Annotated in this window: 9 protein-coding genes, 1 pseudogene and 1 riboswitch; all 10 genes and pseudogenes read left to right on the top strand. The window is 40.7% G+C overall.

Annotated features, from left to right (window positions below):
• The first annotated feature begins 1,680 nt into the window (after positions 1-1,680).
• A complete protein-coding gene (locus NST29_RS00995; protein WP_324699532.1) occupies positions 1,681-2,622 on the top strand; it encodes a S8 family serine peptidase in 942 nt (313 codons plus the stop codon).
• 24 nt (positions 2,623-2,646) lie between these two features.
• Entirely contained in the window at positions 2,647-3,327 is a 681-nt protein-coding gene (locus NST29_RS01000; protein WP_324699530.1) for a hypothetical protein, read from the top strand.
• 891 nt (positions 3,328-4,218) lie between these two features.
• Positions 4,219-4,347, top strand: a pseudogene (locus NST29_RS01005) (DNA mismatch repair protein MutT); the annotation flags it as partial.
• Between the two features lie 368 nt (positions 4,348-4,715).
• Positions 4,716-6,689, top strand: a complete 1,974-nt coding sequence (locus NST29_RS01010; RefSeq protein WP_033022780.1) for an AAA family ATPase — start codon at positions 4,716-4,718, stop codon at positions 6,687-6,689.
• Positions 6,676-8,442, top strand: coding sequence for an ATP-dependent helicase (locus NST29_RS01015; RefSeq protein WP_324699528.1), 1,767 nt, complete (start codon positions 6,676-6,678; stop codon positions 8,440-8,442). The genes NST29_RS01010 and NST29_RS01015 overlap by 14 nt, the downstream gene beginning before the upstream one ends.
• A gap of 1,182 nt (positions 8,443-9,624) precedes the next feature.
• A riboswitch (cobalamin riboswitch) is annotated at positions 9,625-9,818 on the top strand.
• Between the two features lie 129 nt (positions 9,819-9,947).
• Positions 9,948-12,254, top strand: a complete 2,307-nt coding sequence (gene metE / locus NST29_RS01020) for a 5-methyltetrahydropteroyltriglutamate--homocysteine S-methyltransferase (RefSeq protein ID WP_033018008.1) — start codon at positions 9,948-9,950, stop codon at positions 12,252-12,254.
• Positions 12,238-12,675, top strand: a complete 438-nt coding sequence (locus NST29_RS01025) for an acyl-CoA thioesterase (RefSeq protein ID WP_033018006.1) — start codon at positions 12,238-12,240, stop codon at positions 12,673-12,675. The genes metE and NST29_RS01025 overlap by 17 nt, the downstream gene beginning before the upstream one ends.
• 195 nt (positions 12,676-12,870) lie before the next feature.
• Positions 12,871-13,200 (top strand): DUF4277 domain-containing protein, encoded by a 330-nt coding sequence (locus NST29_RS01030; RefSeq protein WP_339232976.1) that lies wholly within the window; start codon positions 12,871-12,873, stop codon positions 13,198-13,200.
• A gap of 250 nt (positions 13,201-13,450) precedes the next feature.
• Positions 13,451-15,445, top strand: a complete 1,995-nt coding sequence (locus tag NST29_RS01035) for a hypothetical protein (protein ID WP_235207573.1) — start codon at positions 13,451-13,453, stop codon at positions 15,443-15,445.
• A gap of 25 nt (positions 15,446-15,470) precedes the next feature.
• Positions 15,471-16,139, top strand: coding sequence for an ATP-binding cassette domain-containing protein (locus NST29_RS01040; protein WP_033018003.1), 669 nt, complete (start codon positions 15,471-15,473; stop codon positions 16,137-16,139).

A 16,139-nucleotide genomic window follows, 5' to 3' on the forward strand; every position in this document is an offset into this window, starting at 1 on the left:
AGCAACCACGGGAAGCGTTGACGAAATAAATCCGTCAGATTCACCAGCAATTCAGAGAAACATACGGCAGTCCGTATCATAAAGGAAGAGAATCTTCGTTTGAAAGCGAAGAAAAAATACAAAGCCACCACGAATTTCAAACATTCATGGTCGGTGTTTCTGAACGTGTTAGATCAGCAGTTTCAAATCAACGAACCGAATCAGGTATGAGGTCGCCGACATCACCTACATTTAGACAAGAGAAGGATGGCTGTACTTAGTCACGATCATGGACTTGTTTTCATGCAAAATCGTCGGTTGGACCCTTTCACAGCGCATGATAAAAGAACTAGTGATTTAGGCACTAGAACGAGCCATTCGACAGAGAAAGCCGTCTCCTGGCTTGATTCACCATTCAGATCGGGACAGTGAATATGCCCCGAAGGAATATCAATTGACGTTGAGAGCCTACGAGATCCAGACGAGCATGAGCCGAAAAGGCAACTGTTATGACAATGCCTGTGCGGAATCGTTTCACAGTCTCGTCAAAAAGGAACTGATTTTTCATGAAACGTTTGCTACGAGAGAGGCAGCAAGATATCGGATTTTTGAATACATTGAATGCTTTTATAGCACGGAACGCATTCACTCCGCGAATGAATACCGAGCTTCGATGGAGGATGAGAAATGGCACCGGCAAAGCCAATATCCGAATAAGAGCCCCCTCTTCCTAACGACAACTAAGGGAAGCATTCCTTTTGAGAAGGGAAGGAGGGTTCTGTTGTTCTCCTTCTCAAAAGGCCACCAAACTAAGTGCAGTAGTAAGAGTTTGCAACATTCCTTAATTCATTGTGTCTATTTTCTTGACATAATACCAATCTTTCTTAAAGACACTCTTTTAATATATTGATCAGCTTTTATTTCCGGACACACCGTATATAACGGAAAGCTTAAAATCTCTGTTGAAATTTTTCTCTTTAAAAGTCTATTGACTTTTTAAGGAAACTAGTTTGAATTCTCTGGTGGTTTGTATATTCTGAGGATATTTGTGGTTTTTTCTGAGATTTCTAGATAATCGCTCTTTTATCGAGTAAGCCAATAGTTTTAGGTGCAACCGACGAGCAAGATTGAACAGTTTTCGCTAAAGAGGAGTGAACACTCTTCTGGAAAGTTTAGTGTAACCCCTATCACTTGACATGGAGACTCTGCGTACAAGATATTTCCTAAAAATCGGGCAACCACAAGAATCAGCCGCATGAAACGAGGCTATCATGTACGCTACTCCATGTAAAGTGCACGTTTCTAACTGGTAGAAAAACCTTCAATTTAATCAATCGAATTCTGTTCAGTTTTATTTAGCGGTTATATTAGGTAAGGGTTTTTGTAGGCCTATATCCAATCTTTATATATTTTTATGCATAAATTTAATTTTTTGAACTAATTTTGTAACATCATGAGTTTTCTTATCTTTAATATTGTTGGGAATGGTAGTAATGTTGGTTACAAAAAGGGTTTACTATTTCACATTTATATTATTATTGTGTATTGTATTAAGAACCGATAATAAAATACTATTAAATATTGAAATTAGAAATAGTGGAAATGATGCAAAAGATAATAACATTTCTGTGAAAATGCCGAACTGGCGCGCATTTTCATCCCCGGGTGGAGGGCAGATCGCGCTGCCCATGGACCTTTTCTGTGTTTCTCGAAGATATTTCAACCTTAATAGGCGCTAAAAAATTTCATAAGCAAGGGTATACTGGAAAAGGTATTACGATTGCGATTTTAGATACAGGCGTCTATCCTCATAAGCAATTAATTAAACCAAATAACAAGATAGTAGCATTTAAAGATTTTGTAAATTACTATAATCAGCCTTATGACGATAATGGACACGGAACCTTTATTACTAATATCATTGCTGGTTCTGGAGAAGCAAGTAAAAAACACATTGGAATTGCACCAGAATCTAAGATTGTTTCTGTAAAAGTATTAGATCAATTTGGAGAAGCTCCTCCACAAAGGATTATTCAGGGAATCGAATGGGTAATTCAAAATAGAGATAATTATAATATAAAAATAATGAATATCTCCTTTAATATAATATTAGGAAAACAATCTCCGTATAAAGAGAAACTAAAAGGTTTAATTTCCAAGGCAAAAAAACTTGGGATTATCGTTGTTACTTCTGTTGGTAATAAGAATAGCCAGTTTGGAAGTAAGGAGGAAAGTTACCCTGCTTTTTTCCCAGATGTTATTACAGTAGGGGCATTGGAATTTATAGGGGATAATAAAAATGATGTAAAAAATATTCACGACTATATTATGGCCCCTTATTCCGTAATAAAGAGAACACATAATGGATATCTTAAGCCAGATATACTAACGGTCGGTACTAATATAGTTTCAGCAGAGGCAGATACATCCTATCGTCCAGGAAAAAAACAAAATGATAATGACTCTTTTAGAGTTGATTCGGGCACTTCTTTATCTTGTGCTGTTGTATCTGGGGTGGCTGCTTTATTAATTGAGAAGTATTCAAGTAAATATTCTATAAAAGAAATTGAAAACTTACTTTTGCATTCTACAATATCGATAGTGAACAAAGGAATTGTTTTAAAAGTACTATATATTAGGTAGTAAAATAATTGGAGGTAATCCTATATGTTGAAATATTTACTTTTGATAGCTTTACTTTTATTAGGTGGATGTAATAATAGTAATTTTTCAGAAATAAATCAACAGCATATCTCTAGTAAAGATGTTTCAATAAAAAACGTTTACAGAGATAAAAAGTTCAAAACTGAAATAACTATTCCTAAGAAATTTCAGGATGTAAAAATAAATATGGATATGAAGATGTCGGATGGGAATTTTGAATTAAGTGATTTAAAGCTTAAAAAGCATAACAATAAGTATTTTTTAGAAACAAAAATACCTAAAGAGGGGATTTGGAATATTCGCTATAAAATAACTTACCAAAAACAGACATTATTGAAATCTTATACTGAAGTATTAGGTAAACCAAATTTAGATAAAGAAAGACTGTATGCTTTAGAAATACAAACAGATCCTAAGGAAATTGTTCCTAAAAAGGATGTGAATTTTATGGTGAGATTGTTAAATAAAGAGAATAGAAATATCGAAAATGGAGAAGTTATACTCCAATTTGAACAAAAAGAATACAATTTTTCTTATATCAATATGATGGAAAATAAGAAAGATTATTATGATTTAAAGCTTAAATTTCCGAGAAGCGGCATATATGAATTAACAATACATGTTGAAATAAATGGTGAACAAAATTATAAAAGAATCAAAATACCTGTTGGTTCTACAAATTAATCGCATGGGGAATAGGTTGCAGTTGATCCCCAAAATATATCTTTAAAGATATTTTGGCTGTCTTAGGGTTCTTATAAGGCGATTTAGAAACTAAGTAATTTTAACAAAAAAATTAAGTTAATTGTATATAAAAGCATCTTAGCTAGGATTAATATAAATTATGAGGGATATGATTTTTGGGATTGTTACATTTGGAATAAATAAAAGTCGTTTTTAAGTTTTAAACAACTTTTTTGTTATTGTTTTATGAAAGCCTTAGTCGTTCTCTATGAAAATTAAACAACTATATTTTTAACACCATTCGAATTTCCGGATGGTGTTATGCATATTTTGAACCTCAAAATTAAACGACTTTTTTGTAATTGTACATGTTGTGTTGAATGACAAAAAAGTCGGGTACTTGACAAAAAAGTCGGGAACCGGACAAAAAAGTTAGGTACCGAACAAAAAAGTCGGGAACTGAAAGCCTGTTGGTGAATCCAGCAGGCTTTTGTTTTTTCTATTACAGTGTTTATTTGCTTTGCAAATATAACTGTTATTGGTATCTGCGGAAAATAAAGTCGCATACTGAAAAATAAAGTTGGTAACTAGAAAATAATAATGGTAACTGGGAAAAGGTGTTGGCATAGGTTTATGCCAGCACTTTTTTATTTTCGATCAGATAGAATCACTAAAAAAGCAGGATATTTTAAAAATATTTGTAATATTATGGTATAATTATTGTGAGATATCGATCTTCTTCAAATCACACTGGAGAACATAATTTTTTTAAAATGTGGTGACATGAATGGGGCATAGGCGACTAACGGGTGAGTTGTTTCAATAAGAAAACAGTATATGATTATTAAAAACGTTCAGATTTTAAATAAATTAGAAAGGAGAATCTACATCATGTCAGTTGATTGGAAAAGTGTAGAACATAGAATTTATACGATGTGTATGATTCAAAACGAAGATAAAGTTTTATTAATTAAACGACCTAACCATTTCGGTTTTCCGGGATATTTAGCACCAGGGGGTATATAAACACATTTTACAACAGGGATATTAAGTGGGGAAGCAAGGCATCATTATTGAGCCTTTTGTTAGACAAATCCATTAACAATTGACAATGCTTTTTAGATATGTAAAACTACATATGTAAAAAAGCTTTATAATGGGGGAATAACATGAACTTGGACAGTCTCTATGATAAATTTTTTGCTACTTACCCGATTTATCAACGTTTTAGACCAATAAAGTCGTTTAGAGACTTGCACGATTGGCTTTGGTTTACTGAGATTATACATAATTTTATCGATGGTAAGTGAAGTGTGGAAACATAAATGAATGGGGACTAGGACGGCAACCAAATAATAAAGGGAGAAGTTCGGGGAGGAAATCATAAAATGTACATATCAAGCATGCGGATTCAGAACTTTAGATGTTTTGATGATTTTTTCATCGAATTTAATGAGGGTTTAAATGTTTTGATAGGAAGTAATAATGCTGGAAAAACGACAATTATTAAGGCATTAGAATATATTTTTAGGCGTACGGGTGTAAAATCTCCTACAATTGATGATTTCAATAAAAATGTGGATTTGGCTGTTCCGCCAGAGATAACAATTACTGTGACATTACGCTCTTCAAAAACAGACACAACAGATGATAAAGCGATTGTTGCAAGTTGGCTTACAAAATTGGATACCCCATGGGAAGCCCAGCTCACGTATAAATTTTTTCTACCTGAGCAAGACCATAAACCGTACCATGATGATTATGCAAAAACCTCTTCCACTAAAGAACGTTGGGCATTGCTAGAAAAAAACTTGAAGAGATATGTCTCAAAGATATACGGTGGAAATATTATAAATAAAATTCGTGCAGAATCAGAGTATTTAGACAAAATACATTGTGAATCGTTAGATGCACTTCGAGATGTGGAAAGCAATATGTTTACTGGAAGAAACACGCTTTTAAAGCAATTATTAATGCATTTTAAAGATAAGGTGGTAGCGGCAGAACCTGCGGACAATGGACTGACTAAGGCTCAAATATTTGACCAGTATGCAGACTTGTTAGTGAAGAATCTAATTGAAAGAGTAAACCAAAAGGAAGTGCTAAAGTTTGCAGAAGACACAGGTGCGTCTGTTGGAGGTACACCTGCTTTGGATGGGAATTTAGATGAAAATGATGTGCTATCCGTTCTTCGATTAATAATCAAGGATCGGACTGGAATAGAGATACCTATCATAAACAATGGCATGGGTTATAACAACCTTATATACATATCTCTGATCTTATCAAAATTTAAAATGATTACTTCCGAAGAATACGGGGAAAACGCCAAAACTTTTCCGATACTTCTTATTGAGGAACCTGAAGCACACTTACATCCAGCTCTTCAATATAATTTTCTAAAATTTCTCAAAGAAGAAGTGAAAAATCAAACCTTTAGCAGACAAATTTTTATAACTACCCATTCAACGCATATAACCTCTGCAGTTGGTTTAAAACCAATTATTTGTCTGGAAAAAGATGAAAGCGGAAAAATCTTTGCTAAGTATCCTGATAAAGTATTTTTAGAAAGCAACGAGGATCAGGAATCAAAAAAGTATGTGGAGCGATATCTTGATGCTACAAAATCGGCTATGTTATTTGCAAAGTCCGTAATTTTGGTTGAGGGAATGGCTGAATTGTTACTTCTTCCTGTACTGGCGGAATTGATTGGTTGCGATTTGGATAAGCATCATGTCTCCCTTGTCCGTGTTGATTCATTAACTTTTAAGCACTTCATTAAATTATATGGAGCTGGAGTTACTTCGGAAAGACAAAAATATGCTTTACAAAAAAGAGTAGCCTGTATTATTGATTCTGATCCAGCTAAATTAGAGAAGAGAAACGATAGTAGTTCTGGAAAGAAAAGATGGAAAGAGTGTTGGCCGTTTGAGATAAATCAAGATCCTGAAAACTACGAGTATCGTGAAATATCAGGGGCTGTAAAGAAATTATTAGAACAAAAAAATAACTGTTTGAATGTAGAGATATTCTACAAAAAGGAACATGGAAAAACATTTGAATACGATTTGGCTTGGGACAATTATAACAGTAAGCTACTTTTTACTGATGAAGTAGAAATTGTTGAAGTTGACGAACTTAAGGCAAGTAATTGGGAAAATGAGGATAAAGAGAGGGCTAAGCATGCTTCGAGCTTCCTTTTGTACGCAAAAGGGAGAAAAGGTGAACTTGCTTTTGAATTGGCTAGCAGAATACAAGAGAACAAAGATGAAAGATTGATAGTACCTGACCATATTCGAAAGGCCCTTGAGTGGGTGTGTTACAAGGATAATCAAGGGGTAGGGCAGGATGGACAATATTAGACTGATTTCTTCTGATCAACGAATACCATTATCAGATCTTAGTCGTCATTTTAAAGTGATAGCTGGGCCTGGGGCAGGAAAAACGCATTGGCTTGTAGAGCATATCAAAAATGTTCTTCAAAATGCGGAGAATCTTACATATACTTCAAAAATTGCTTGTATAACATACACAACTGTTGGTGCAGAAGAAGTCCAAAGTCGTTTGGGAATGAATCAGGAAAGGGTTGAGGTATCGACGATTCACAGTTTTCTGTATGCGAACGTTGTAAAGCCGTATGTGTATTTATTAAATGATAATCATGGAAAGAGATTGGTTAATGTTGAGGAGTTAGATGGCCATTATGAAAATATAGCAACAAACGGGAAAATATATCAATGGAAGGTAAAAACAAGAGCTCATTATCTTCAGGATAATAAAAAGCTAAAAGAATATTTAGAACAATTGGATTGGAAGCTCGTAGACGGGCAACTATATCTAAAACCAAGAAAAAACTATCGGATCGGGAAATATTATATTAGAATAGAGGACCTTCCTTTATATAAGCAATTATTTTGGGATGAAGGGGTCATTCATCATGAGGATGTCTTGTATTTCTCTTATAGAATTTTGAAAGAGTTTTCAATTATATTGGAGCATTTAAGTGCAAAATACCCCTATATTTTCTTAGATGAATTTCAAGATACCAATCCAATTCAAACAGAAATAATTAAATGGCTTGGGAATTCAGGCTCAGTGATTGGCGTCGTAGGAGATCCAGCTCAGTCGATTTATGAATTTCAAGGGGCATCCCGTCAAGATTTTATTGATTTCACTCTCCCTAATCAGATTATTTACATGATTGAGAACAATAGGAGATGTGGCAGTAAGATTGTTGATTTTCTAAATCATATTAGAAAAGGAGACCAACTAACGCAAAAGCCGACGAGAGAAAATAGGAATCATGATATATATTTTATTGAATGTACAGATGGTCCATATCAAGCTATAGCAAACTTCAACAATTTGAGGATCAGTTTAGGGCTTGAAAAAGATTATTGTATACTCACCCGAAATAACGACACCGTTAAATTACTACGTAACACAGAAAATAGCGAAGTATGGACAAGCTTCAGTGAGGCAGATTCTTCAAATAGAGAACGTTTTATCAAGTCCATTTTGACTGCATATAAGCTTACATTAGATACTCGGTATGAAGTAGCAATTAAGGAACTAGAAAGATCAATAAAAACTGATCGGCATGGAGAATTAAAGGATCCATTTCAAGAAAATCAAATTATAAGTCCCATTATGAAAAGGAGTCTGGCCGTAGATTTACTTGAATTCTTGGCAAACGATTTGAAAACTTCACTTGATCAATCTTTATTCGAATTCTATAACTCCCTTTCTGATTTTTTTATAGAGAAAGGAATTGCAATAAAGAAAATTTCTAGGGGAAAAATAAAGCAATTTTCCGAATCGATAACTATCAGGAACTTGGTGGATAACCTTATATTGTCCGAAGAGAAAACAACCGAGATAAGGACAATTCATAAAGCAAAAGGAGCAGAATTTGAATCTGTTCTTTTATATCTCCCTGAAGTTAAAGATGTGAATTTGCTCGTCAGTCCTGACATTAATTCTGAGCAAGAGGATACGCGAATTTTATATGTGGCTTTAAGTAGAGCAAAAGATTTATTATGTATTTCATGCCCGCCTCTCAACGACGCAATGATTAAAAAATTAGAGGCTTTGAATGTGAAAAGGAACCATTAAAAATTACAAACTGTCACTCTTTAACTCGCACCCTAATATGTAGACAGCTAATAAATCCCGTCCTGAGAAAATAAAAACTGTCCAGGGACAATAAAAAATGTCCAAGAAGCCGAGCGTGGTTAGGGTTTTGCCTGGATCCATGCTGGGCTTTTCTGTTGATAGGGGGACAGGGTATAGGGCGGAAAGGGTTGAGGGATCAGGTTTTATCCCAATATACCCATCCATTTTTCCTCTCTCCTTACCCCTGCTCCCTATCCCCTCCAGATATTTCCTTGGACATTTCCCAACGTTTCGTTTCCCTCATCCCTTCCCCCTAATTCCCTAAATCATTCCAATTGAACGGACACTTATTATTTTCGTGGTATTTTGTTCCAACTGGTTCCTCAAAACCCGAAAACCCTTGCGGCTGTAGGGAAGAGAGGCGGTGAGGGGAAAGTTGTGGGATGGACATGAATTATTGTCTCTTGACAATGTTGTAACAAAAGGTCAGATGCCGAACCAAAAAGCTGAAAACGAAAAGGCCTGTTGGGTGAGTCTAACAGGCCTTTTTTGTAAATAGGCTACGGTTGACCATTTGGCCGCCTTTACCATACAAAAAGCTTCGCAGATTTTGTTTCCGGCTAGAAAGAAACATAATGGCCAAGCTGTTGTAGCGAAGAACTTTTGGGGAGACATGAACCTACTTGGGTGAATGAGTTTTGAGCACAGCTATTTCAACCAAGGAGTCCGGTTCATGTCTCATTTTTACATATGGTTTGATGTAAATGAAGAGAGGTATTCGCCACGCACCTTAGCTTCCTAGAAGGCTGGTGAAAAAACGCTGTTTGCCTTGATCGATGATGGAACGCGTGAACATAGAAGCTGATGCAACCGGTTTTTCTATTTGAGAAACGATTGCGAGAAGCGGTTGCGTGAGTAAATCACCAGCCTCCTAGACAATTCCCCATGTTCCGATTTTGTACCCGCTGTAAATTTTTGGGCTCTTCACCAAAAAGTAAGAGGATGCTACTAAAGTTCAACTCGGGCTAAAATAGATGGTGCATTTCCCTTGCTAAATCTGAGTAATTGTAGTATACTGAATTTTAAAAACCATGATAATATTATTAATCAGGATGACTTGAGAAGCCCCACCTCTAAGCGTCAGTGCAGGTGGTGGGAGGATGTCGCTAAAAACAGCATATCTGATAAGACCAAGCAACAGGTAGTTCACCAATCTGCGTGAACTTTAAAAGGGAAGTTTGGTGAAAATCCAACACGGTCGCGCCACTGTGATGCAGAGCGAGGATCAATAACCCACTGTTCCTTGTTTGGAATGGGAAGGGGATCCACCGCGATGAAGCTAAGTCAGGAGACCTGCCTGTTGTATACACTTTCGACCTACGCGTCATAGGGAGGAGTGGGGGAAAATGAACAAGAGGCACTTCAAGTACCTCAATACAAGCTAGTTATGCCCTCCTTCTGTCTGTCTAGAAGGTGGGCATTTTACTTGTATTGAGGAAAATGACATGGAGGTGCTACGATTGGCAATTCATAGTTCTAATTTAGGTTATCCTCGAATCGGTGAACAACGAGAATGGAAAAAAGCATTGGAGTCATTTTGGAATGGGCAATTGGAAGAAGCCAATCTAATGGAAACGATGAAGACCATTCAACTATCATCCATTAAAAAACAAATGGCAAAAGGAATCGAACTGATACCAATCGGGGACTTTTCATTATACGATCATGTGCTGGATACCGCTTTTATGTTTGGGTATATTCCAAAACGATTTGGCCAAGAAAGTGAGCGCCGATGGGATACTTATTTTGCCATGGCGAGGGGAACAAGCAGCCAGCCGGCTATGGCCATGACAAAATGGTTTAATACCAACTATCACTACATTGTTCCAGAGCTTGATGGCCTACAACCAAGGCTTATGGAAAATTTTCTTTTACGTGATTACCAATTTATCAAAGATAATCTTTCAATTGAAACAAAACCTGTTTTGCTTGGACCTGTCACGTTTTTAATTTTGGCCAAGTTAAGCACAGGAGTACATTGGCATAAGCACCTACAGCTCCTCGTCCCCGTATATATCGAATTGCTTGATGAGTTGTATAGAGCAGGAGTGCGCTGGGTACAAGTTGATGAGCCTATTCTTGTGCAAGAGATTGATGAAGACATAGTGGCCGCTGTTGAATACGTTTATCATTCATTCCATCAAAAAGTACCTGGTGTCCAGCTGATTTTACAAACGTATTTCGAAAGCCTTTCTAATTATCCAGAGATCGTCTCTCTTCCTGTCGCTGGGTTCGGTCTTGATTTCGTTCATGATGACGGTGAAAATTTGTACAACATGAAGAAATATGGGTTTCCAAAAGGGAAATGGCTAGCTGCGGGTATGATCGACGGTCGCAATGTTTGGAAGAGTACACTCGTCCAAAAAGCAGCGCTACTGGAAGAGCTATCGAAGCATACGGAACACTTGATTATTCAACCGTCGTCTAGCCTGCTTTATGTACCGATTACAGTCAAACATGAACACCGTTTACCAAAAGGATTGGTCGATTCATTGGCATTTGCGGATGAAAAGCTTGATGAAGTGCGCCTGCTTGCTGAATACGCCCAAGGGAAACGTTCTTTATCCGATTTGTGTCACTATGATGAACAAACCGGGGAAGCTCTTCGCCTACTTCGAGGCCAGTCTATAAAAAAAACGATGCACCCCATTGAGCAAACGGAACGTCCTCCCTATGCAAAGCGAAGGCAAGCACAGCAACAACATCTAAAATTGCCGCTTTTGCCTACTACGACGATCGGGAGTTTTCCACAGACCCGCGAAGTGCGGCAAGCGCGGCTGAAGCGGAAAAAACAAGAATGGGACGAAAAGCAATATCAAACCTTTATCCGTAAACAAATCGCAAAGTGGATAGAAATTCAAGAAAAACTCGAACTTGACGTTCTTGTTCATGGTGAATTTGAACGAACAGATATGGTAGAGTTTTTTGGTGAAAAATTAGGAGGTATCGCCTGCACGACAAACGGATGGGTGCAGTCATACGGATCGCGTTGCGTCCGTCCCCCAATCATATTTGGGGATGTTGTCCATCTTTGTCCTATAACTGTTGAAGAGAGTGTTTACGCTCAATCGCTAACAGAAAAACCGGTGAAAGGGATGTTGACGGGTCCTGTCACTTTGTACAATTGGTCATTTGTTCGTCGGGATCTGCCTCGCTCCGCGGTGCTGAATCAACTCGCTTTGGCAGTCCGTCAAGAAGTGTTGGCGCTTGAACAGGCGGGAATCCGCATCATTCAAGTTGATGAACCTGCACTAAGAGAAGGGTTGCCGCTCAAAAGACAAAAACAGCCGGCTTATTGGCAGGAAGCGGTATATGCCTTTCGTTTAGCGACATCGGCTGTTCGTTTAGAAACGCAAATTCATACACACATGTGCTACTCAGATTTTTCGGAAATGATCGACATCATTGATGATCTAGATCCCGATGTCATTTCGATTGAAGCCGCGCGGAGCGGAGGAGAGCTGTTATCTTTATTTGAAATCCATACGTATCGCAAGCAAATCGGACTGGGGGTGTATGACATTCATAGCCCTCGCATCCCGAGCAGAGATGAGATTCTCATTCAGCTTGAGAGAGCGTTGCGTGTCCTGCGGCCTGACCAATTTTGGGTGAATCCTGATTGCGGATTAAAAACCCGTACGGAGAAAGAAGCGATCGCCAGCTTGCAAGCGATGGTTGCCGCGGCAAAGGAGATGCGTAACCGTCTTTTCGTCTCTCTTCAAGGAGGGGATCAGGATGATAGCAAGCGCTGAACAGTCGAAAACGATTCAGACTAGATTGGTGCTCCCGTCCGATACGAATCATCTTGGTACCATTTTTGGTGGAACGGTGCTGGCGTACATTGACGAAATTGCGGCAATTTGCGCTATGCGTCATGCCCGAAGAGCAGTGGTCACCGCTTCCATTGACAAGATTGACTTTATTTCTTCTGCCAAAATTGGCGACATCTTAAAGCTGGAAGCATTCGTGTATTCCACCGGTCGTACGTCTATGAAAGTATTTGTAAAAGTTGAAACCGAAGATTTATTTACTGGCGAACATCATTTAACAACCACTTGTTTTCTTACGATGGTGGCGATTGATGAAAACAAAAAGCCTTGTCCTGTTCCGACTGTCATTGTAGGGGAAAAAGAGGAACAACTCGTGCAATATTATTTAAAAGCACACCGATAAGATCGATCTCACATTTCCCACCCTTCCGACGAAAATCGGGAGGATTTTTTTATCTTCCTGTCGAATCAAACCTTGAAACACAAGGAACGCAAAGGAGTTTGCCCGTCATGGACGTTGGAATTCGGGCCATTTATGAAAGTTCTTAATTTGAATAGAATAAGCACTCTGTTCAAAGATCTTAACCTTCCTCAGTTGATGGATCATCTCGTTCCCGTGGATCCACAATGCCAACCTCGAGCCGGTGACGTTGTCGGCCTAATCACCTTGGATATCTTGAGCGGCCGGCAAGCGCTCGTTCATTTGGAACAATGGGCGCATGACATCGATTGGCCGAAGCGAATTCGGCTAGGGCTGAAGCCGTCTTGGTTCAACGACGATGCCATCGCGCGTCATTGGGATCGACTGTATGAGGCGAATCTCCATCAAGTTAAAAACGCGTTCAAACTGCCGAGAAAGCTTGATAAATCAACAAATATCACACTTTTTGCTTTTCACTCAATAAGTGAACATCCGAAACTGGGCTAACCCCTTGATATGATTATGTTTTACGGTTCTTTTGATGAGCTGCTGTCACGGATTCAGGTAAACTCGTTTTGAAAAAATAGGTATTTTCCGCAATCAAATTTGCGGAAAATACCTATTTTTTTGTAAATGATTTTGTTATAATGAAGGTGAAACCGGCCGGTTGCAAATAGCCAATCTGTTTAAACCTTTCCACCCCTTCCCGATGGGACGGGGTATCACTTTTCGTTGCGGATGATTGATCAAGGAAGGAATGAGGTCCGTGCATAAGAGAATTGTTGTCGCTGTTTCAGCCGTGCAGTTTGCCCTTTTAGCCCTAGTGGCGGTCATCATTTCTGATATACACGACCGCTTTTTTCCGGAACAGTTGGGAGTGAAAGCCAAGGTGACATTGGATTTCAGCCAATCCGGCCTGTCCGATGAGGAGGCCTTTCGACAGCTTGGATCCATCAGCGACCGATTAGGGCTGGGTCTGATGAAGGTGGCCCCGGATTTGCGAGGGGATCAGTCAGGCCAAGTTTTTGTTAAAGTGGGAGCGCACGGCTCTTTTCCGAAGCAAATCCAGCGTTTCGGCAATCAACCTGACGCTGAAATTCGCGACAACGGGGCGCTAGTTCATTCGTTCGCCAATGGCGACTATTTGGTGACTGGAAAAACGGATCGCATTGCCGAGTTTAAAGATTGGCTGACGTCACGCCGGGTTGATCAGCAATGGAACGAAGAAACGCTCATCACCATTTTTCAGTTTCTCACTCTGCAGAGCGATTTCGGCGTGACGCTGCTCGCCGTTTCCGCACTGATGGTGTCACTGGCCTTGTATTGGCTGGCGGTCAAGGCAAGGGGGCGAGCGCTGCGCGTGTTGGCCGGTGTGGCGGCGTGGCGCATTCAATGCGAGGACTTCATCCGTTTTCTCATGGCGATGGTTTCCGCTGCCGCGCTGTTGGATGTGTTGGCCTTCGCTTACGTGGGTTTCGCTTATGGTTGGGGCTTTGTGCCTTATTATGCCAAGGTGTTGCTTTTGGCCGAATGGATCGTCATCTTCCTGACTATGACCTGCACCTTGGCTCTCTCGGCCGCCTCATGGCCAAGCCCTGCGATGTTGGCGATGCGGGAGCCGGCCGTCAAAAGTTTGGCGAAAAGTTCGGCGGTTCTGAAAATGGCCACGTTCGCCCTCGTTCTCGCCACAGTCGCGCCGGCCTTCGCCGCATATACGGAAGCAAGAAAAACGGCACAGGAACAGGCCACGTGGAAATCGTTGGCCGATCAGGCCGTCTTCGTGTTCCCGTCCCGTCCGGGAAAAGCGGGGGGAGCGGAAAGCGAGAAAATGTTCCAGAAGCTTCAGCCTTTTGTCGGCGACATGGTGCGGGAAGCGGAGGCGGCGGATCAGGTGGCGCTATCTCTCGCGTGGACGGAAGAGTACTTCTCCGTTGATGGATTCCGGATCGCTCCCTATCGTTACATCATCATGGTCAATCAGCGGTGGCTTGATCTTGTGCTAGGGAGAGAGAAAAAACGGCTGTCTTTCGTTCCGCTTTCGCCGGAGCAAATCCCACCAGATGCCAAAAAGGTGCTGGAAGCATCATTTTCATTGTATGTACGAAATCCGCAACAAGCGGTGAACATATGGAACCAAGTGAAGATATATCGCTTAGCTGGATCGCAAACACTTCCTTTTGTCCGGTTCGGTGGGCAGCTTGATTTCGCGAAGCCCAATGAAGTGATTCTCCTTCTTGTACCGAATGTGCACGCGATGTTTAATGACAACTTCCTGATTTCTGTCGCCTCATCGTCTGAACTTAGCTTCACCGGGTTAGAGGCGGCGCAAAAGCTCGTGTCCGAGCGTGGCTTGCAGAACAACATCCGCGTCAATTACATGGCCGAAGAAGGAATTTTGCGCGCGCAACTTTTCGCTTATTTTGCGTGGCTGCGAGCCGGATCGCTTTCTGCGCTCATTGTGGCCTTGGCTATTGCCGCCATCATCAGCGCCTTCATTGCTGCGGTGTTGAAAGCGAAGCGCGATTTTCCGCTCCGTCTCGGTGGAGCATCTTGGTGGATGATCCTAAGAGGGCGAATAGCGAAGGAATGGCTTATGGGAGGTGCATTGACGGTCTTGATTATGGCGCTTCAAGGCTCGGATGGCTGGATGGCGGTCGCCCTAGCGGGGGCGATGGCGCTGTTGGCGTTGCCGCTTGTACATATAGGGGCGGCAAGCTGGGTGTTTGCGAAAGTCAGCCTGCGTCAGCTGTAGAAAAAAGCAAGGAGGAATGTAGTGCGTGCAGATCGAAGCGGATCAAGTAACAATGGTACTAAATGGGCGGACGATTATGGAACGAGAAAGTTTAGTCTGCGTGCCGGGGGCGATGACTGCGCTTGTCGGCCCAAGCGGCGCCGGTAAAACGACGCTTCTTCATTTGCTTGGACTACTTTTGCGGCCGACCGGCGGGCGGGTGCTGGCCAACGGCGCTGACACAACCACTTGGGGAGCGCGGCAGCGCCGCCTTTTCTGGAAAAACTATGCGGCGTTTATCCTGCAAGATTACGGGATTATGGAGGAAGAGTCAGTCGCTTTCAATGTCACGATGACATCTAGCCTGTTCCGTTCCAAGGTGGTGGGCGATGAGAAGCGGTTGAAAGCGGTGCTCATGGAAACAGGATTGGGCGGAAGGGAACAAGAATTGGCCGCCCGCTTAAGCGGCGGCGAAAAGCGGCGCCTAGCGATTGCGCGCGCACTCTATAAGGATGCGCAAGTCATTTTGGCCGATGAACCGACTGCTTCCCTTGATGACGCCAACGGCAAACATGTCATTGAACTGCTTGCATCGCTGGCGCGGCAAGGAAGGACTGTCATCGTGGCCACCCATGATGACAAGATGATGCGCGCTGCTGATGTCCAGCACTCGCTAGCGCGTTTTTCGGATGCTCCAAAGGGAAGGGGAGAATAA

Source organism: Geobacillus sp. FSL W8-0026 (assembly GCF_037966255.1).
GTDB lineage: Bacteria > Bacillota > Bacilli > Bacillales > Anoxybacillaceae > Geobacillus > Geobacillus icigianus.